The sequence below is a fragment of the Selenomonas ruminantium AC2024 genome (assembly GCF_000687995.1).
GTDB classification, from domain to species: domain Bacteria; phylum Bacillota; class Negativicutes; order Selenomonadales; family Selenomonadaceae; genus Selenomonas_A; species Selenomonas_A ruminantium_B.
This window is the reverse complement of record NZ_JIAC01000001.1, coordinates 812,781-833,497: the sequence shown is the minus strand read 5'-3', so window position 1 is coordinate 833,497 and position 20,717 is coordinate 812,781. Positions and strand designations below refer to the sequence as shown.

Genomic DNA, 20,717 nt, shown 5'->3' with positions numbered 1-20,717 from the left:
ACGGCTAAGCGAAAGCACAAGTACCCGCCCCGCGCCTACGCGCCTCGAACTAAGCACCTACGCATCGAACAGGAATTACTTCTGGAACAGTTCTCTTATCTCCTCATCCGTCAGCCGCGACAGGAAGTTCTCTCCCGGCTGTATCATCTGGTCAATCAAGGATTTTTTCTTCTGCTGCAACTCATAGATTTTTTCCTCCACGGTGCCCTTGGCCAGCATGCGGATGACCTGCACGTTATTTTTCTGCCCCAAGCGGTAAGCTCTGTCCGTGGCCTGGTCTTCCACTGCGGGATTCCACCACGGGTCGAAGTGGATAACCATATCCGCACCAGTGAGATTGAGCCCCGTGCCGCCCGCTTTGAGCGATATCAAGAACACAGGCGTTGCGCCCTCATTAAATGCCTTAACCAAGCGGATGCGCTCCAATGATGGCGTGGAGCCGTCGAGATAATAATAGCCAATCCCCTGCTGCTTCAACCGCTCGCCGATATGCGCCAGCATGGTCGTGAACTGGGAGAAAATCAAAATACGATGGCCTCCCTCCACGGCTTCGCTGACCACTTCTTCCAACTGGTCGAGCTTTCCGGAGCCGCCGGTATAACCTTCAAGGAACATGGCCGGGTCACAGGCAATCTGCCGCAGGCGGGTCAGGATGGCCAATATCTTGATACGGCTGTCATCTCCTGCCGCCAGCTGCTGGGCAAATTCCTTTTGACTCTTGAGGAACCAGCCCTGATAGACCTTCTCCTGCTTGGGTGTCATGGAGCTTACCATCTTGCGCTCCACCTTGTCCGGCAGTTCCGTCAACACGTCCTTTTTCATGCGCCGCAGGATGAAGGGCATCACATGACGCTTGAGGTCTTTGAGGCTGCGCTCATCCTGTTCCCGCACGATAGGCGTTTCATAGCGGTCTTTGAACTTCTTATGCGAGAGCAGATACCCCGGCATCAAAAAGTCAAAGATGGACCAAAGTTCGGTCAGCGTATTTTCAATCGGCGTACCCGTCAGGGCAAAATAACCGCTGGTTTTGAGCCGCTTGACGGCCCTTGCGTTTTGCGTCGTGGGATTTTTAATATGTTGGGCCTCATCCAAAAAGGCATAGCGGAAGCGCCGCTTTTCGTACATATCGATATCCCGCTTCAGCATATTGTAAGTGGTAATCAGCACGTCGAAACTGGCGTCGGCTTCGTCGAGTATTTTCTGCCGCTCTGCCTTCGTCCCGGCCACGGCGCAGGCCTTGAGTTCCGGCGCAAAGCGGGCGATTTCCTCCAGCCAGTTATACATCAGCGAAGTAGGCGCAATGACCAAAGAGGGCGGCTCCTTGTAATCCTGCTGGGATACGAGAAAGGTGATGACCTGCAGGGTTTTGCCCAGGCCCATGTCGTCCGCCAAAATTCCACCCAAATGATACTGGGACAAGGTGGACAGCCAGCTAAAACCCGTCACCTGATATTCACGCAAAATCCCCCTGAGACTCTCCGGTACTTCGGCAGTGCTCTCCTCGGGATGGCGGATATCCCGCACAATGGTGCGAAATGCCTTGCTGCGTTCCAGCCGCAGGGCCTCGTCCGCCCGCGCCAGTTCGTCCAGATACATGGCCTGAGACAAAGGCAATTCCACCTTCATGCCCTGCGCCTTGCTGGCAGCAATCCCCGTGTTATCCACGAAATCCGCAATGGCCTGCATCTGCTGGTCCCCCAGGGTGATGAAGCTCTTGTCCCGCAGGCGGTGATACTTGCGCTTCTGCCGGTAGGAGTCCAGAATTTCCATGAGCTCGTTGAAGTCCAAATCCTTGGCGTTAAAGGTCACTTCCAGCAAATCGAAATCGTTGACGCTGACCCCTGCCGTAACTTTGGGCATAGGACGCACCGGACGATTGGCAAAGGCATCGGAGTAGAACACATCCACCCATTCGGGAAGATTCGGCAGTTCCTCGGTCAAAAACTCATAGCTCTTTTCCTCATCCCGCTGCACCATCTGGTCCCGCTTCTTCTTGAAGCCGTAGTGGGTGAGCCGCAGGATGACTTCCTGCTCCTTTTGCTCGTCCCGCACCAGTTTGCGTCCATCCCGCAGCGGCGGCTCCGTTTCCACCAGCGGATTGAACACCGCATCCCCATAGGCGAACTTGGGACGCACCGCAATGCCGTCCCCCTCGTAGTCGATATAGAGCTCCGCCGTCAGAGGATGCACCACATATTCTTCCATAAACTTCGGCGCAATCTTAATCTCGGCCGCCTTTTCTATCTGGGGCAGCACCTGACCGAAGAAGGCCGTCATATCCTGCGGACGGATTTTGACCGTTTCCGCCGCTTCAAAAGTGCGCAAAAGCGGCTGTAAGCCTTGGGCAAATTTTTTCTCCGTCTGGAAAATCTTTCCTTCCTGATAAACGAAACGGCAGGATTCATCCAAGGGCACAATTTCCGCATCACTGACCAAGAGTTCGCCATAGCCCTCGTTTTCCTGCAATTCCAGTTCAATATGTGGATTGCCCTGCACCGCCTGCACCGTTTCTATTTCGGCCCCGTTCAGGCGCAATTCAAAGGGACTGTCGCCCATAATGGTCAGGAACTCGGCCAGGGCATCCTCCGAGAGACGGAACTGCTTCTGGTCAAAGAGATAGGAATGATAACTCATATAGTAGTAATGATTGGTCGAACCCGCCGCAAACATTCCTTGCTCCGTGCGGTAATATTTTTGGAGCAGGGCATAGATTTGTGCCGACTGTTCATCGCCCCAATGCACCTGCGAAAGATTCACCTTGTTCTTCGTGCCGAGCTGCCAGTCTTCGTGCTTTTCCATTGCCTCCACAAAGGATGCCGCATTTTTCACGACATAGAGTTTATCCAGACCGAAACGGAATTCCAGCCATCGCTTGTAGGTGCCATAGTATTCATCCACAAAGAGCCGGGGAACAAGATGGGCGTACTCAGCCTGTCCCACGGTTATCCTTGCCTTATCTGCCTCCGCCGCTTCCCGGAAAAAGGAAAACATCCGCTGGCTGGCCAGGCTCTGCCGTTCCTGCTGCTCCTTTTCCTTCTGCTTCAGCATATTGCGGCCCGTGGTCACACCCAATTTGGCAAATTCAGCGGACAAACTGCGGGGCAGGTCCATCTCCTGCTCATCCTGAATGGCTAAGAGCGTTGCCACCACATGTTTGCAGGCACCAAGATACTGCTTGGCTGCGGGGCAGTCACAGTCGTATTCCTCCACATTGTCTCCCCGCCGGTTGAGCTTTATATAGACTTCGTAATTCTCCGTACCATAAACATAGGCCTGCCATTCCGTTTTGGCCTCATTCAGAGCCGTCAAATCGTCCACGACTCTTTCACGGTAATAATCAAGCCCCCGTTTATACACCGTATCACTGGCCAATGATTTTATCGTAATATCCTTCAACATTTTGGACAATCTCCCGTTAGTGTGCTAATATAAACCTATCATTTTATTGTACTATGGATGAAAGGCAAAACCAACCTTTATGAAAAATAAAATAGGGGAAAAAATCCTTATCCTGCGGCTCTCTGCCATCGGTGATGTGCTCCACGCCACCCCCGTGGCCAGAGAGCTCAAGAAACTGCAGCCGGATTGCCATATCACCTGGCTGGTCAGCCCGCCTGCCGATAAACTGCTGGCGGAAAATCCCTATATTGATGAGCTCCTTATCTGGGACAGACGGCCCTTGGACAAGGCTTTTGCCAGCTTCAACCTGCCCGCCGCCTGCCGGGAACTAAAAAAAGCCCGGGCACTCTTAAAGGCCCGGCAATTTGATTTGGTTTTGGATATTCAGGGCTTGTTCCTGACAGGCATTCTGGCCCTGCTGTCCGGTGCAAAACGGCGCATCGGCATTCACGAGCGCCACGAGGGCAACCCCTTCTTCATGAGCGATATGGCACCCAATATCGAAAGTCCGCATAAGGTACATCGCTATCTAAGTGTCCTGATGCCTCTGGGATTTGACATGTCAAATTTCACCCCCGGACTGACGCTTAACCTGCCCCAAAACCTCAAGGAGTTTGCAGGAAACTTCTGGCAGCAGCATGGCATTGACATGAACCGCCCCATTCTCATGGTCACCCTTCGCACCACCTGGCCGGACAAGAACTGGGCACCGGAAAACTTCGGACAAGCGCTGAAAGACCTGCCTCCACAGGTGCAGATTGTCTTTTGCGGCGCACCCAATGACAAAGCGTATATCCAAAAAGCTCAGGCCCTGCTGCAGCGCCCAAGCCTCTCCATCGCCGGACAAACCAGCCTTACGGAGCTTGCAGCCCTTCTGCAGTCTGCCGACCTGTTGCTCGCCTGCGACACCGGCCCCTTGCACATCGCCGATGCCGTAGGTTGCCAGACCCTCTCCCTCTGGGGCCCCACCCAGCCCGACGTCTACGGCCCGCTGACCGCAGGACACGAATTCGTAATCACGCCCCATGCATGCCGGCGCTGCCTCAAAACAAAATGCCAGCACCAGACCAACGCCTGCATGCAAGCCATCACACCAGAGATGGTAGCCGAAAGACTAAAGGCAATTTTTTCCGCAACAAACGCATAAACGATGGAAAAATAAATAAAGACGAACAAAGCCCAGTGGCTGATGATGCTTTCCCGTCGCGTTAGACAAGCTTGTATAAGCAAAGGGAAAGTATTATCAGCCACTGGGCGTCTTTTACATCGAACTCTTTTATATCGAACTATGCTTTATATTCTATCGAACTTCTTTTATTTTGCTTCTTCCGCCGCTTCCCGCATGACAATGGCATTTTCCACCGCCGTGAGGTTCGGGTCAAACGCATGGATAGCTGCCGCCTGCTGCTGTTTCGTCTCGCAGAGCACCAGTTCAATGCGTTCACCCAGCAGCCGCTTCACCTGTCGGAATGCCTGCCAGAAATCGCGGTTCCAGGCCACCATCACATAGGCATACGCCAAATCGCTATGCGCGGCGTTGACCAGTTCAGCTACCGAGGGGCTTTCCATCTCGCTGCCTGTAGCGATAATCTGCACGCCCTGCTCCTGCAGTTCCTTGGCCTGCACCTTGTTTTCCGCTACCGCCAGCAGCGCCACCTTCATGATGGCATCATGGGCAGCCAGCGTATGGGGTTCACTCATATTGGTAACGTGAATGCCCTTCAGCGGCCCCCAGCCAATGGCCTGCTCAATGACCTTGCCGGGATGGTCCGTATGAAGATGCACATCCACACCGGTTGCCGCCCGCTCCACCAAGGCAAAGGTGGAAAATTCCTTCAGGTGCGCTTCCAGTTCCTCCATGTCCACCTGAACATTCTTCACTGAGAACCGCACGCAGTAGGGACGCATTACATCATTGCGGGGGTCAGGCAATCCGGCCTGCTGCGCTTCAAGGCCCAAGGACAGGCTTACTGCCGGCGAGACGAAATTGCCATCCAGACCTTTGAGGCATCCCTGCAGGAAGGAGAACATAATCCGAGCACCGGCATCTTCCTCGCCTACTTTAGCCAAAGCCTTTTCGCCTGCAGCGATGGCCGTCTCCAAAATCTCCGAAATGGGTTTGTTGGCGCGCACTGCATGATAGGCACCCTTGGCCACTTCCTTCGCCAGCGTGATGATGGGCCGCTCCGGCTGCTCAGGGATAACCCGCTGGGCATAAAGGATGCCGTACTGGAAGGCCTTGCCAAACTCTGTACTCGTGGCATTATGCTTGCCCAAAAGGCCCTTGCCCAGACCTCTGAACATCTGCGCCAGCACCACACCGGCACTGCCCCGGGCACCGAACTGTGCTCCGGCGGCGACTCGGCGGCTAAGGCCGCCAATGCTATCATCCTTCGTGTCTTTTAACGGCATAATGGCTGCGCCCATCGTTCTGAGCACATGGGTGCCGGGCATGCTGCCTGCCCCTTTCATGCGATTGATTTCTTCATACTCCAGCAAGAACTCACTGTAAGCACCAGAAACCATGCGCTTGAAATCACTGCCGGTAATTACTTCTCTATTTCCTGTCATAGTATCACTCTCATTTCTGTAACGACTAAATATAAGATTTTCCTCGTAAAAACAGGATTATAATGTATACTTCGCGAAATAATAGAAATAACCTTTAATTTCCTGACAATTTTACAAGCAGTGAGGAGTTTTTTTATGCCGACCACAAAGAAAAGTACTGACGATATAAAAACAGCCGCCAAACCGGCGGCACCGAAAAAGACAGCTTCCCGCGCGCCTAAGAAGGCCAAAGCGGTTGAACCTCCCGTCGAGGAACTGAGCCCCGAAGTGGTAGAGGCCATCAATGTCATCAAGACGCCGCCCCCCAAAGCGGTGAAACAGCATGAACGCATCTTTGCGCTGGACATCGGCACCCGTAGCGTTATCGGCATCGTAGCCGAGGAAGGCGACGATGAAAACCTCCATGTTATTGCGACCGACCGCTTGGAACATAAGACCCGGGCCATGCTGGACGGCCAGATTCACGATGTGCCCCAGGTGGCCGCCATCGTGGAAAAGGTCAAAAATTCCCTGATTGAAAAGACAGGCCCGATAAAGACCGCGGCCGTAGCTGCCGCCGGACGCGCCCTCTACACCATGACCGCCGAGGCGGAGATGGAAGTAAACGGCCTGATTACCGCCGAACAACAGCGCAACCTCGACTTTGCCGGCGTGCAGGCCGCACAGGCCGCTTTGGCGGAAAGTCACACGGTGGATGACCCCAGCCGCTATTACTGCGTGGGTTACAGCACCATCCGCTATGTTTTGGACGATATCCAGCTCAAGATGCTGATTGGCCAGCGAGGCAAAAAGGCCAAGGCCGTCGTCATTGCCACCTTCCTGCCGCGGCAGGTCATCGACTCCATGCAGAGCGCCCTCCATGCGACCAATTTGGAAATGCGCGCCCTGACCTTGGAGCCAATTGCCGCCATCAATGTGCTGATTCCGCCCACCATGCGCCATCTGAATTTGGTGCTCGTGGATATCGGCGCCGGCACCTCCGACGTGGCCATCACCAAGAATGGCTCCGTCATTGCCTACGGCATGGTGCCACTGGCCGGCGATGAAGTGACGGAAGCCATCAGCCAGCGCTTCCTGCTGGACTTCAATATTGCCGAGCGCATCAAACGGCAGGCCTCCAGCGGCGAAGATGTGAAATTCACCGATATTCTGGGCACGGAATACACCTTGACCGCCAAGGAAATTCTGGAACCTGTGTTGCCCAATATCGAAAATCTGGCCAACGCCATTGCCAAGCAGATTTTCGAACTCAATGGGGACACGCCGCAGGCCGTTATGCTGGTAGGCGGCGGCTCCCAGACGCCGGGCCTGGCAAAGTTCGTGGCCGATGCTCTGGGCATGCCGGAAAACCGCGTCGCCGTGCGCAAGCCTGACATGGTGGATGGCATTGTGGACATTCCCGAAGAACTTCACTATCCCGATGCCGTAACTCCTCTGGGCATTCTCAAAATCGCCTCCCTCAACACCCTGCACTTCCTCTCCGTCTATGTCAACGATGAGGAATACAGCCTGTTCAACTTCCGGGAGCTCACCGTATCCGATGCCCTCTTAAATGCCGGCATCAATCTGCGCAAGTATAACGGCCATCCCGGTCTGGGCCTGATGGTCAATATCGGCACCGAGAAAAAATTCTTCCCGGGTACGCTGGGCACCTTTGCCAAAATCATGCTGGGTGAGGAAGAAGCCAGCTTAGATACCGTCATCCGTGACGGCGCCCGCATCACGGTCATCCCCGGCGAAAACGGCACTACGCCCACGGTCCGCCTGGGCGATTTGGTCACGGCTGGACAGGAATACACCATCTATATCAACGGCCGCGAAAAACACATCCGCCAACGGGTCACGGTCAACGGCAAAGAAGCCGAAGCTGACCAACTGCTGGCAGACGGTGATGTAATCGAAAGCCGGGAATTCAAAAGCCTTGGCGAAGCCCTGCTGGCTGCAGGCTATCCCCCCACGGGGCGCAAGATTCACTATAAGCTCAACGGCAAGGATACCCTCTACAGCTGCACGCCGGAAATTCTGCTGAACGATGCCCCGGCCAGCATTTCCATGCCCATCCATGAGGGCGACCATGTGGAATACATGGCCGACGAAGACCCGAAGCTCGGCGAGATTTTGAACATCAAGAACACCGATACCAGCGTGATGATTTATTACGAAGATAAGGAATTTGCCATTCCCTCTGCCAATGTGGAGCTGATGGTCAATGGCCGCACTGCCAGCCCCGGCACCATCATTGATGATGGCTGTGAAGTCACCTACCATACCAGCGAGCGCCTGACCACAACCGTCAGCGATGCCCTGCTCGCGGTAAACTTCCAGCCCCCCGCTGCCACCAGCCGGGTGAACTTCACCATTCTCGTCAACGGCCAGCCCGTAGACTTCACCGACCCGGTGAAAAACGGAGACACGCTGGAAGTAAAACTCACCAGCCGGGATGTGCCCATCACGCCATCCCTGTCCGCTACGCCTCTGAGCGCAAGTTCTGCCATGCCCGCCGCAGAGGCGCCCGCAGCTGCACCAGCTGCTCCCGCGGGCTCCCTGCCGAACATCCCCGGCCTCTCTGCCGTCAACGCAGCCGGTGCTACGCCTATGCACCACGCCGAGCCCAGCAAACACATTCCGGGACTTGCCGAAGCCATCGGACAAAGTACAGGAACACCCCCAGCAGAAAAACCCATCCGCAAATCCATTGCCGACTTTATTCGGCGGGACTAATTAGCAAAGCCGCCCCCTCATCGGGGCGGCTTTTAGTGCTAAAGTCCCAATTTATGCTTGCAACAGTTGTTACTACTTGTTATAATGATATAAAGTTTACGGAAAAATTATAACTAAAGGAGTTTCTTATGGCTATACCGTATGCGGTCGTTCCCAGCCATTTCAATCCCGCCGTATACGAAGCTTTAGACGCTGCAAACGATGTTATCTTCTTTCAATGGGATTTGACCGACGACACATTTCAACTCCGGGAGTCAGACACAGCTCACCGCTATGACCTGCCTGACCATTTTCCCCGGGCCTCTACGCGGTTAGCGCTGGAAGGTATTGTTCACCCGGACGATGCCAGCATATTAGAATACTATCTGCACCGCCTCTATCATTCACGACCTGCCAGCCGCAGGCACAACCATCTGACAGCCCGCTTGCGCCTGCGCAGCACCAAAAAGCCGCTTTGGCTTTGGTCGGAAGTCCATCTGGTTACCTATTACCAGGGACAGCGTCCTGCCATGGCCTTTGGCAACATCCGCAACATTCAGGCAGAAAAACTTTGGCAGGAGCGCGTCTGCCGCCGTGCCAACACAGACGATTTGACGGGACTTTTGAGCAAAGGCGCCGTCAAAACGCAAATCCGGGCTGCTCTGCGGCGCATGTGTCCCAAGAAGGACACAGCAACGCTGCTGATTGTTGATGCCGATGATTTCAAAGCGATAAATGACACCTTCGGGCATCTATTTGGGGATAAAGTGCTTCACGAAGTGGGTCAGGCCATTCGCCGCAACTTCCGTCAAAGTGACATCAAGGGACGTATCGGCGGCGATGAATTCATTATCCTTCTGCCAGGTATGGGATGCACCGATATTCTCGCCCGCCATTGTCACGGCCTCTGCCGTCGGCTCACACGGGTCTTTCATGCCGATGGCAAGCATCAGTCCTTTTCCATCAGCATTGGTGCGGCCCAATATCCGGCGCACGGACAAAGTTACAAGGAACTCTTTGCCCACGCCGACCAGGCTCTCTATAAAGCCAAGGGACAGGGCAAGGGCCAGTATGTCCTCTATCAGCCTGACATGTCAGAACAGGCTGTTGATGACAAGAAACCTATGACGGAACCCATTGTCTTGAATCCTTCCATGCCGCAGGACCAGGAACAAAACGTCGCTTTGCTGGAAGCACGTATCGAACAGCTGCAGGATACCATCAACGGTATGCGCCAGATGATGCTGGCTCTGCTGCAGGTTAAGCGGTGAACAGCTTTTTCTCACCAGCAAAATAATACGCCCCGACTGGAATATTTGGGGAAAATTCCAGTCGGGGCGCCATTTTTTATTGCGAACTGGGGAAGCTCGCCGACAGCACTGACCAATGGGGATTAGGGATGGAACAGTGCCGCAGAACATCATGTAAAATATTATACGACATATAAGTCTTTGTTATACTGTAATATTTTACAAAAATATTAGGAGCTGATTGTAAAAATATACATTCAGCTCCTTTTTTCTAATCTCACATCTTACTGGGGAAATAACGGATAGGGCAGAACACTGGCATAAAACAGCTGATGACCTAAGAGTTCACCGGCTATAACCAGCAGGAGCGGCAAAAGCAGATTATGTTCTCCAGCCGCCGCAGCCTGACGGTGAAGCATAACAGCCGGAATGAGCTGCCCCACGGCGCAGCGTACTGCCAGCCAGCCCAGGGGCATATTGAGATTCGCCCCCTGGGTAATGGGATAAAATACCGTGACCAAGAGTTCCAGCAGTAATAACAGCTCTGCCATTTGCAGTGCAGGCTTGCAGACATGCCCTTCTGCTTTAACCGCAATGAATGCCGTCAACAGCGGGCCTGCGGCCAAAGCCGTCAGGAAGAAGAACATCATGGGATAAGCCGTATTCCAGGCAGGTCTTGCCGGCAGGGTATAGACCATCGCTGTGGCAATAATGCCCAGAATGCCAGCCACGGAACCGCAGAATCCCAGACAGCGCCGCACTTTCTGCAACTGGGGCAGCGCATAGAGGAACGCCAGCCCCAAGAAGGCCCCCATCAGGAAAATCTCCCGGCTCAGCCACGAATGCGCTAGTCCCAGCAGGGCCCACGGGCCGCCCAACGGGTCGCCTAAATGGGTAGAGGCACCTGCCATGGCCAGTGCCATCAGCACCACTACGATTTTAGAGGTCAAGGAAATCGTCTTTTCCCCAATATGGTTGCTGCGCCCCAAAAGGTACATGGTCACATAAGCACCTACAGCCATCTGGGATAAGGTGGTGAAAATCACCAAGGGCAGTTCGCTAAAGTCCATCATCATTCAGCCCTCCAATCCTGTTTCTGTTCCAACGGCAGTACAAACCGCGTGGCAGGTTTTGTCATATTCACAGGCGGCAGGCCCGGCAGAGTATCTGCATACTGGGCATTTTCGGGGTCGTTTAAGTCAATCACCCGAATGGCCCCCATGGGACAGCTGGCTACGCAGACCGGTTCTTCTCCTTTAGCCAGCCTATCAGCACACATTTCGCATTTCGTCACCTTGCCCAGATTCTTGTCATAGCAAGGCACGTTATAGGGGCAGGCCATGGTGCAGAGCTTGCAGCCAATGCAGCGGTCATTATCGTGACGCACCAGACCATGCTGGTCTTTACTGTAAGCGCCGGCAGGGCAGGCTTTCAGACAGGCCGGGTCATCACAGTGATTGCAGGCCAGGGACACGCCCACCCGCAGCGGCTGGGGCAAATCCTTTTCCTGCATATAGTAAACCTTGCGCCAGTGGACGGAAGCCTCCTGCTGATAGTAGTTCTTGCAGGCATTTTCACAGGCATTGCAGCCAATGCAGAGGCTGGTGTCCACCAAAAAGGCATATCTTTTTCCCATTCTTCTCACTCCTTTCAGGCTTTCGCCAGCGCTACAAAATTATCATGGAAGGCAATGCCCGGTGCTCCTGTAGCTTTTTTACCCATATCGGCTGGCAGGGATTTTAATGTATTGTTGACGTTGAAATCCTTGTCATTGAGCCACATTTCATAAACCACCAGCGTATCAGGGGCCGTAACCTTCGTGAGTTTTGCCTTGAGGGTAATCGCGCCCTGCTCATTGTAGAGTTTCACCATATCGCCGTTCTGCACATGATAGCGCGCTGCCGTTTCCGGGTGCATCTCCACCACTGGCTCGCTGTGAATATCCATCATCCAGTCCAGATTCTGGAACTGGCCGTTGATGCTGAGCTTCCAATGCGGTGACATGAGGCGCAGCGGATATTTCTCCGGCGTCTTCATCTCTTCCGTCCAGACCGGCAGCAGTTCATGGCCTTCGCTGACCGCCGTCTCCGAAGCAAATTCGTATTTGCCCGAAGGTGTCTTGAACTTGCCATCCTGCCAGCCAATTAGTCCCGTAACCGCCTTGCGGGGCCCTTTTTTGAGTTCATCCCAGCTTGTAAGGCCGAACTGCTTCAAAAAGTCCGGGGTAAATTCTGCGGCTACCCAATCTTCTAGTTTGCCTTCTGTTGGGAATGTGCAGCTGCCCGGCTCCAGTTCATTGAGCTTCTTGGACAGCCCCATGGCAATTTCCAAGTCGCTCTTGGCTTCATACTGGGGTTCGATGGCCGGTTCATTGAGGGCACACCAGTAATGCCAGTAGGACACATTAAGCCCCCAAGTTTCAAAGGGCGTGGTTACCGGCAGGACGATATCGCTCATCTGCACGGTGGGATTCATAAAGAGGTCTGCCGTCACCACCAAATCGAGCTTGTCATAAGCCTCTTTGATTTTCTGGGGTTCTGCCGCCTGGGTCAGCGGACTGCGGCAGGCAATCCAGAGCATCTTGATGGGCGGGTCATTGGCGTCGAGGATTTCCTGCGCCGAATTGTTGATGTTGATAATCCTGTCCTTTGTCGTGGTGGTGCCCGCCGGAGCCTTCATGCCCATGACGTTGTACTTGACACCCCAGGTCTGCAGCTGGGCATACTGAGCACCGCCGCCGCTCTTACCGATATTGCCCGTCATAGCCGCCAAAGCATCAATGCTGCGGACATTCTGGCCGCCATTGGTATGACGCTGCATGCCGTAGCCAATCCAGATGCTAGCCGGTTTAGCCGTGCCGTATTCGCGAGCCAGCTGCTCGATGATTTCCTTCTTGACGCCAGTCTTTTCTGCGGCCCAATCCAAGGTAATCTTTTCCCGGACGTATTTGAAAAATTCCTCATAGCCCTTGGCATTGGCGGCCAGCCAGCCGTAATCCACCATATTATTGTCCAGCAGGTATTTGGCGATACCCAAAGCCAAAGCACCGTCAGTGCTGGGCTTAATCTGGATAAACCAATCCGCCTTGGAAGCCGTCTGCGTCAAAATGGGGTCGATGACCACAATCTTGCAGCCCCGCTTCTTGGCCTCCATGACAAGGTGCATGGAGTGAACGGAACACCAGGAAGGATTTGCCCCCCAGATAATCAGATACTTGCTGTTGACCATATCCTCCGGGTCATTATTCCAAATCGTGCCGAAGTCAAAGGTCTGGGCGTCAATCCCCGCTGGCCAGCAGGGCGTACCCGTAGCCCGGGTGGTATGGCCGATGCTGCTCATCATGCCTTCCACACAGTAATTCAGCAGATTGAAGTTGCCAGAGTATTTGTCGAGACAGATAGGCAGGGTATTGCCGTATTCCTTCTTGATGGCCAGAATCTTCTTGGCGATGATGTCATAGGCCTCATCCCAGCTGATGCGCTCCCATTTGCCGCTGCCCCGCTTCGCCTGTTTCATGGGGTACTTGATGCGGTCAGGACTGTAGACGCTGCGGGTATAGGAAAATCCCTTGGCGCAGAGCCGCCCGCGGGTATAGGTATTGGCCTTATCTCCTTCTACGCGCTTCAATACACCGTCTTCCACCGTGGAAAGGATGGAACAGGTATCGTAACAGTTACGCGGGCAGGCGCTATGCACTATCTTGCTCTCCCCCTTGGCTTTGGCCGCCTGAAAGGGCGAACCCGAAAGGTCCAGAGCTGTTCCCAGCCCCAAGGCCGCTCCTGCCGCCAGACTCCCCTTGATAAAGGTACGACGGCTAAACTCTTTCGTGTCAAACTTCATGGCTTACAGCCTCCTTTTCCCACCGCATAAAATGATATATGGCACCGGCCACTTCCCGGCAATACGTGGAAGAACAGCCCTTATCCACCGCCCGCAGATGCGCAAAGACCCAGAGCAGCAGATGCTCCTGCAAAAAACGCCGATACGCTTCCGCCGCCTGCCGCGCCAGTGCCTCGCCCTGATAGCGGCACACCGCTTCCAACAAACAGCTCAAAAAATAAAACTCAAACTGGGCATGGTCATCGGGGATTTTATTCTGCGCGATAAGTTCCAGCCCAGCCTCCCCATAAGCCGCTCGCACCGCCATAGTTTCTTCCTGCATGGGCAGATGCTCCTCATTGCGGTAATAGGACTCCAAGGGCGGTGCCAATAGCTTCTGCGGCCCCACAAACAGCCGGTTAAAATCATGCCGGCCCTCATCATCCACCGGCGGCACCAACGGGCTGATACCCAGCAAAGCGCCAATCCGCACGGCCGCTTCCTGCCCCGCCGACAAATCCCCGGCATAAAACTTCGCCAAAAGCCGGTATATAGCCGCCTTCTGCCGCCACTTCCTCACATCTTCCATAATGTCACCGCCTATATAGCCTAAAACAATATCCTCATTAAAAATTATTATAATACAGATAATACTGATTTATTCTGTAACTTTCGCCAAGGATTCAAACTTATCTTGTAAAAAAATACAACCGCAATGACAGCAAATAAAATGACGGCATTAAGCGGGGCAGTGGAGGACTGACAGCAGCGTAAGCCGTTGGACGTTAAGAAAACATTTTTTGCCCACCAAAAAAGCGGCCTTAAAAGTCAACTGTCTGAGCACAGCGAGTTTTGACTTTTAAGACCGCATATAAAGGCAAAAAATATTTTTAGTCCAACGGATTAGCGCATGGCAGACCTCCACTGCCCCGCGCCTTCCGCCAAGAAATCATATTACATACTATGCCGCACAATCCGCAGCGCCTGACAGGCCACATAGAACCGCACCCGCACATCCGCCTGATTCAGCTCCACGCCCAGCACCGTCTCAATCTTCTTCAAGCGATTGCGCAAAGTATTGGCATGAATAAAGAGCCGTTCTGCCGCCAGCGGCATGGATTCATTTTCCTGAAAGTAAATTTCCAGCGTCTTTAGAAGCTCCGTGCCGTTGGCATCATCATACTCCATCAGCACCCCGAGCGCCTCCTGGGCAAAATCGTCCAATTCCTCCATACGGATATGCGACAACAATTTCAAGACGCCCAATTCATCATAACAGGTAATGCCGTTCTCTGGCTGACGGAAGCGCCCCAAACTAAGCGCCTGCCGTGCCTCCTGAAAACTGCGGCAGATTTCTGACACCGAATAATGCAAGCGGCCAATACCCACGGAGAACGGCGGAATCGTGGGGAAGGCCTCTTTGATACTGGCCATGGCATCGGTCATAATCTCAGCCAGCTCACTCTGATTGCGTGGCGGCGTGCGGTCATCTTCAAAGAGAATCACCAGCTGCATCCGCAAGAGCATCAAAACCGGCTGCACAAAGCGAGCCGATAGCACCCGCATCCATTCCTTATCCAGCTCCGCCAAGAGCTGCTCCTGCCGGTTTCCCTGCAAGGGGCGGTCAAATTCCACCACCACCACATGATGCGGTTTGTCCAACCGCATATTCCAATTTTTGCCTAAGTTAATAACCTCTTCGGAAGAAGCAAAATTATGATAGAGAATATCGTAAAGGAACTGCTCCCTGTGTCTGCGCACCATGGCATTAAGCTCGCCCTCATGCCAGAGCAGGAAGGTCAGTTGCAGGCTAAGCTCCAAGAACAGGCACCAGACCGGTTCCGCCATGCTTTCCTGCGGACAGTCCGCCACCAGCCAGCCCCAAGGCTGCTTATTCTGCTCCAACGGCAAAACCGTCAAGCCCGCAAAGGTCTTTAACTCATTTTTCTGCAGAGCCTGCCGCTTGCGGCGCAGCAAAGAAAGTTTTTCCGCCTGAAACTTCGGCGTCGTGCCCCGCAGTTCCCCCAAATTATCCAACAAGACCATTTCCAGCCCGGTGTAACGCTGTACCACCATCAGCTTGCCGGTGATATCTTCCGCCTGCCAAAGTTCTTCCTTATCTTTTTCCATCTCTATCCTCCCGCCAAAAGCACTTCGGCTGCTTAGCCTTGATAAATTTCAACGAAGGCTGGGTGTAACGCACCAGGGGATAATCCTGCGAGTTCATATATTGCCCATCCATTACACAGAGCCGCAAGGCCTCCACCGGGCAGGCCTCCACACATTGCGGCTGCTTTCCCTCGGCCAGCCGCTCCCGGCACATATCACACTTGCCCACTTTCCCCGTATGGGGCAAAATTCTGGGGGCATGGAAAGGACAGGCTCCTACACAACGGCCACAGCCAATGCACTTGGCGCTGTTATGCAGGACAATGCCATTGCGGCGCTTCTCATAACAGCCAGCTGGACATACCCGCATACATTCCGGTGATGTGCAGTGATTGCAGGACATGGACAAAAAGCCCTGCTCCCGCCTGTCACCCGCCCATTCATCCACATGGCGGAAGGCCCGCGGCAAATCCGGATGCTTGTGCTGACATGCCTTTTCACAAGCCCGGCAGCCCACACACCGGGATAAGTCCACCTGAAAGCCCAACTGCTGCGGCTCCATAATAATCCCCCTTCGTAATATCCTTCCCTATATGATACCACAAAGGCACCGCTTGCACCTGTAAAAATTTGCAGAATAACCGCCAAATATACCTTCCCTAAAGACGCCACCCATGCTATGATAGAAAAAACTTTTCCAGGAGGTCAACAATGATTAAGATACTTTTCGTTTGCCATGGCAATATTTGCCGCTCCACAATGTGCGAGTTTGTCATGAAAGAATTGGTTCGTCAGGCGGGTAAGGAGCAGGAAATCCTCGTGGAATCCAAAGCCTGCCGCACGGATGAAATCGGCAATGACACCCATCCTGGCACCAAGCGTGCCCTGCAGGCTCACGGCATTCCCTTTGCCAAACGAAAAGCCCGCCAGATTCAGCGGGCTGATTATGATGCTTTTGACTATATTATCGCCATGGATGAAGAAAACATGCGCGACCTCCATCGCCTGACCGGCGGCGATCCGCAGGGTAAATGCCATCTGCTCCTGACCTTTGCCGGCGAAGAACGGGAAGTTGCGGACCCATGGTACACCGGCAACTTCGAAGTGACTTATCAGGATGCCGATAAAGGCTGCCGCGCATTGCTGAAACAGCTTACAAGCGGCGGGCCGCAATGACTTCACGCATCTTCTGCAGATTGGCATGGTACTGCTCTGGCATTTTCATAGCCAGACAGGTATAAAGGATATCGCCGATAGCCATATGCACCAGCCGTGAGGCCGCCGCTTCCGAACGGTAATGGACCTCCCGCCCCATGCCCACCAGCGCAATATCGGCATTGCGGGCCAGTTCCGACTGTGCATAGCTCGTGATCGCAATGATTTTCACCCCATTTTGGCGGGCTATGCGCAAGGATTCCAAAATATCCTTGTTCGCGCCCGTATGGGAAACGGCAATCACCACGTCGCGGGCATCCAGTAACGCGGCTGAAGTCACCTGCATATGCACATCATCGAAAGCCTGTACGGCCATGCCAAAACGCAAAAGGCGCGTTTCCATGTCCTGACAGACCGTGGCTGAATTACCAAAACCATAAATGGCCACCCGGCGGGCTGACTGTAAAAGATCCACCGCTGCTGCAATCAGGGAAAAATCCAAAATCTTCAATGTATCTTGCAGACCATCTGTGATATTACGGAAAATCTTACCCGCCACAGCGGCCTCATCATCCGTCTTATTAATGTCCTGATAGGACTGTTCACCTGCCGCCGACAGTTCCGTGGCCAATGCAATCTTCAATCCCTGCAGACCGCTGAATCCCAACTTCTTACAAAAGCGGGAAATCGTAATTTCCGAGTTGGCGGTGTTTTTGGCAATTTCCGCCACTGTCTGCCCCATAATCTCATCCTTATGGCCGGTTATATAATCGGCTATTTTTTTTTCCGATTTTGTCAAATCCTCATAAGCACTGCGTAAAATCGGTAAAACCTGATCCTTCATATTGGTTCCTCTTTTCTAACATCCTTCAGGGATATTATACATGATTTTTCCCTATGTAAAAAGCCTTCCAAATGAAACGGAAGGCTTTTTGTATAATGTCAGATTATCGCTTCGAGAACCAGAACCCCGGCCAGCCCCATCACGGAGATGATTGTCTCCAGCACGCACCAGGTACGCACGGTCTGCTTGACCGTCAAGCCGAAGAATTCCTTAAAGAGCCAGAACCCTGGGTCATTCGGGGGACTGAAAATCAGACTGCCAGCACCTGTAGCCAGCACCATAAGTTCGGGATTCACACCGGTCACGGCCACCACCGGTGCGGCGATGCCCCCTGCAGTCAGGGCAGCTACCGTTGCACTGCCGCAAGCCGTACGAATTACTGCTGCCACCGTCCACGCCAGCAACAGGGGAGATAACTGCGACTTGGCGGCAATCTCACCGATATAATTGCCTACGCCACTGTCGATAAGAATCTGTTTCAGCGCACCACCGCCGCCCACAATCAAGAGAATCATGGCAATGGTCAGTACAGCACTTTCACATATTTTCATGATTTCAGGAATGGACTTGCCCTGCCGCAGGCCAAAGGTGTAAATAGCCGTAGCCACTGCAATGGTCAGCGCCATATCCGGCGTTCCTAAAAAGGTCAGCCACTGATAAATGGCCGAAGCGGGAGCCAATGTCAGCTTGGCGATAGCCGAAGCTGCCATCAATACCACGGGAACCATAGCTGTGAACACCGAAAGGCCAAAGCCCGGCATTTCATTATCAGCAAATACTTTGCTGCTCTGCATGCCCTCAGGCACTTCCGGCTGAATATGCTTCGTGGTATTGGCAAAGACCGGGCCAGCCACGATGGCCGTAGGGATGGCAATGATGGCACCATAGAGCAGTGTCAAACCAATGTCGGCATTGTAAATGATGGAAATGGCCGTAGGACCGGGATGTGGGGGTAAAAAGCCGTGGGTTACGGACAAAGCTGCTGCCATCGGAATGCCCACTTCCAGCAAGGGAATTCTCGCTGCCGTGGCAATGGTAAAGACCAGAGGAATCAGCAACACAAAGCCGATTTCATAGAACAACGCTATGCCGACAATGAAACCGGTCAAAGCTACAGCCCATTTTACCCAACGGCGGCCAAACACATCAATCAGCGTGGTGGCAATGCGCTGGGCACCGCCGCTTTCTGCCATGAGCTTGCCCAGCATGGCGCCGAAAGAAACAACAATAGCCAAGCCCCCCAAGGTTCCCCCCAGACCTTTTTCAATCACGGGGATAATCTGGCCCTCGGGCAGTCCCTCGGCATACCCGACCAGACCAGCAACCAGGAGCAAGGCCAAAAAACTGTTAAGCCTTACCTTCACAATCAGGAAAAACAAAAAGAGAATACCAACTGCCAAAATAATAAGCGGCATAATCATAGACCTCCCTTGTCAAAATTGAATGCGAATTTTAGAAATTTTTCTGCCATTCATGGTGGAACGAGCCTTCTTTATCGATACGCTTAAAGGTGTGTGCTCCAAAATAATCCCGCTGTGCCTGAATCAGATTCGCCCCTAACGGCGTACCGCGCAGGGCATCCATGTATTCCACCGCACAAGCCAGTGCCGGCACCGGAATCCCCAGCTGTACAGCATGGGCCACCGTCTGGCGCAGAGCCGCGAGATTTTCATTGACCTTGCCTGCGAAGAACGTATCCTGCAACAGATTATCCAGCTGCGGATTAGCGGTAAAGGCTGCGGTGATTCGATTCAGGAAGTCTGCCTGAATGATACAACCTGCCCGGAAAATCGCGGCAATCTGCCCCAAATCCAACTGCCAGCCATAATGCACATCTGCGGAACGGTAAAGATCAAACCCCTGTGCATAAGCGGCAATCTTGCCCAAGTACAGACTCTGCCGCACCATTTCCACAAAATCACCATCTAGCTTAGTCTCCGCACAGGCAGGCTGAATGATTCTGCCCAATTCCTGCCGCTCCGATAACAGATTAGACATCACCCGCGCATTGCAGGCCGCCGTAATCAGAGAAGTATTCACCCCCTGCCGCAAAGCCTCGATACTGGTCCAGCGGCCTGTGCCTTTCTGCCCGGCGCTATCCACAATCTTATCCAGCAATTGTCCGCCTGACTCATCATCTTCAGCAAAGATATCTGCCGTAATACCAATCAGGAAACTTCTGAGTTCTCCCTGATTCCACTGATGAAAGATTTCGGCAATCTGCCTGTTGCGATACCCCCCAGCATATTTCAATAGCAGATAAGCTTCGGCAATCAACTGCATATCCGCATATTCAATGCCGTTATGCACCATCTTCACATAATGCCCGGCTCCATCCGGACCGATATAACTGCAGCAGGGCTGACCATCTGCCTTAGCCGCTACAGCCTCATAGACCGGCCGTACAAATTCATAAGCTTCCTTATCTCCCCCTGGCATGATGCACGGCCCCTTGCGAGCGCCATTTTCCCCGCCGGAAATTCCCACCCCGAAATAATGGATACCGGCCTGTTGGAGCTTTGCTTGTCGCCGCCGGGTATCCCCAAAGTAAGAATTCCCCCCATCGAGAATAATATCCCCCGGCTCCAAAAGTGGCGTGAGCTGCTCAATCATGGAATCCACCGGTTCCCCTGCCATAATCAACAACATAATGCGGCGAGGTTTCTGCAGGGAATCCACAAACTCCTGCAGATTGAAAAACCCATGCATATGCTTATGTGGATGCTCCCGCAACACTTTTTCTGTCAAATCTGGCGTGTAATTGTAACAGGCTACGTCAAAGCCATGGTCAGCCATATTGAGGGCCAGATTACTGCCCATCACGGCCATCCCCACCATGCCGATATCCATTTTCTTTTCCATTATCCTGC

Annotated in this window: 15 protein-coding genes; 4 read left to right on the top strand and 11 right to left on the bottom strand. The window is 53.4% G+C overall.

What is annotated here, in order from left to right:
• Positions 1–75: 75 nt before the first annotated feature.
• A complete protein-coding gene (locus tag P157_RS0103830; RefSeq protein ID WP_026759847.1) occupies positions 76–3,399 on the bottom strand; it encodes a DEAD/DEAH box helicase in 3,324 nt (1,107 codons plus the stop codon).
• A gap of 79 nt (positions 3,400–3,478) precedes the next feature.
• Between P157_RS0103830 and P157_RS0103825 the strand changes: the two genes are divergently transcribed.
• Positions 3,479–4,546 (top strand): glycosyltransferase family 9 protein, encoded by a 1,068-nt coding sequence (locus P157_RS0103825; protein ID WP_026759846.1) that lies wholly within the window; start codon positions 3,479–3,481, stop codon positions 4,544–4,546.
• Between the two features lie 167 nt (positions 4,547–4,713).
• On the opposite strand, the gene P157_RS0103820 is transcribed toward P157_RS0103825, so the two are convergent.
• Positions 4,714–5,970: a DAK2 domain-containing protein gene (locus P157_RS0103820; RefSeq protein ID WP_026759845.1), complete on the bottom strand. Its 1,257-nt coding sequence runs from the start codon at positions 5,968–5,970 to the stop codon at positions 4,714–4,716.
• Positions 5,971–6,105: 135 nt separating this feature from the next.
• On the opposite strand from P157_RS0103820, the gene P157_RS0103815 reads away from it, so the two are divergent.
• Both P157_RS0103815 and P157_RS0103810 read left to right on the top strand, forming a co-directional pair.
• Positions 6,106–8,691: a cell division FtsA domain-containing protein gene (locus tag P157_RS0103815; protein WP_026759844.1), complete on the top strand. Its 2,586-nt coding sequence runs from the start codon at positions 6,106–6,108 to the stop codon at positions 8,689–8,691.
• Between the two features lie 128 nt (positions 8,692–8,819).
• Positions 8,820–9,941 carry a GGDEF domain-containing protein gene (locus P157_RS0103810; RefSeq protein ID WP_026759843.1) on the top strand — a complete coding sequence of 374 codons (1,122 nt, stop codon included), beginning with the start codon at positions 8,820–8,822 and terminating at the stop codon, positions 9,939–9,941.
• Between the two features lie 263 nt (positions 9,942–10,204).
• Here P157_RS0103810 and P157_RS0103805 read toward each other — a convergent pair whose 3' ends face one another.
• From P157_RS0103805 to P157_RS0103780, 6 genes are all read right to left on the bottom strand, one after another.
• A complete protein-coding gene (locus P157_RS0103805) occupies positions 10,205–10,996 on the bottom strand; it encodes a dimethyl sulfoxide reductase anchor subunit family protein (protein ID WP_080695376.1) in 792 nt (263 codons plus the stop codon).
• Entirely contained in the window at positions 10,993–11,556 is a 564-nt protein-coding gene (locus P157_RS0103800) for a 4Fe-4S dicluster domain-containing protein (protein ID WP_026759841.1), read from the bottom strand. The genes P157_RS0103805 and P157_RS0103800 overlap by 4 nt, the downstream gene beginning before the upstream one ends.
• A 14-nt stretch (positions 11,557–11,570) precedes the next feature.
• Positions 11,571–13,760 carry a molybdopterin-dependent oxidoreductase gene (locus tag P157_RS0103795; protein WP_026759840.1) on the bottom strand — a complete coding sequence of 730 codons (2,190 nt, stop codon included), beginning with the start codon at positions 13,758–13,760 and terminating at the stop codon, positions 11,571–11,573.
• Complete coding sequence (locus P157_RS14835; protein ID WP_051598481.1) at positions 13,750–14,328, bottom strand: TorD/DmsD family molecular chaperone; 579 nt, start codon at positions 14,326–14,328, stop codon at positions 13,750–13,752. Before P157_RS14835 ends, P157_RS0103795 begins: the two co-directional genes overlap by 11 nt.
• Positions 14,329–14,693: 365 nt before the next feature.
• Positions 14,694–15,869 (bottom strand): PucR family transcriptional regulator, encoded by a 1,176-nt coding sequence (locus tag P157_RS0103785; RefSeq protein WP_026759839.1) that lies wholly within the window; start codon positions 15,867–15,869, stop codon positions 14,694–14,696.
• Positions 15,856–16,410 (bottom strand): 4Fe-4S dicluster domain-containing protein, encoded by a 555-nt coding sequence (locus P157_RS0103780; RefSeq protein ID WP_037353468.1) that lies wholly within the window; start codon positions 16,408–16,410, stop codon positions 15,856–15,858. Before P157_RS0103780 ends, P157_RS0103785 begins: the two co-directional genes overlap by 14 nt.
• 149 nt (positions 16,411–16,559) lie before the next feature.
• Between P157_RS0103780 and P157_RS0103775 the strand changes: the two genes are divergently transcribed.
• Positions 16,560–17,024 carry a low molecular weight protein-tyrosine-phosphatase gene (locus tag P157_RS0103775; RefSeq protein WP_026759837.1) on the top strand — a complete coding sequence of 155 codons (465 nt, stop codon included), beginning with the start codon at positions 16,560–16,562 and terminating at the stop codon, positions 17,022–17,024.
• Here the strand turns inward: P157_RS0103775 and P157_RS0103770 are convergent.
• From P157_RS0103770 to gnd, 3 genes are all read right to left on the bottom strand, one after another.
• Complete coding sequence (locus P157_RS0103770) at positions 17,002–17,847, bottom strand: MurR/RpiR family transcriptional regulator (protein WP_026759836.1); 846 nt, start codon at positions 17,845–17,847, stop codon at positions 17,002–17,004. The two genes, P157_RS0103775 and P157_RS0103770, sit on opposite strands and share 23 nt — an antisense overlap.
• 98 nt (positions 17,848–17,945) lie before the next feature.
• Complete coding sequence (locus tag P157_RS0103765) at positions 17,946–19,262, bottom strand: gluconate:H+ symporter (protein WP_026759835.1); 1,317 nt, start codon at positions 19,260–19,262, stop codon at positions 17,946–17,948.
• A gap of 37 nt (positions 19,263–19,299) precedes the next feature.
• A complete protein-coding gene (gene gnd, locus P157_RS0103760; RefSeq protein ID WP_026759834.1) occupies positions 19,300–20,709 on the bottom strand; it encodes a decarboxylating NADP(+)-dependent phosphogluconate dehydrogenase in 1,410 nt (469 codons plus the stop codon).
• Positions 20,710–20,717: the final 8 nt, after the last annotated feature.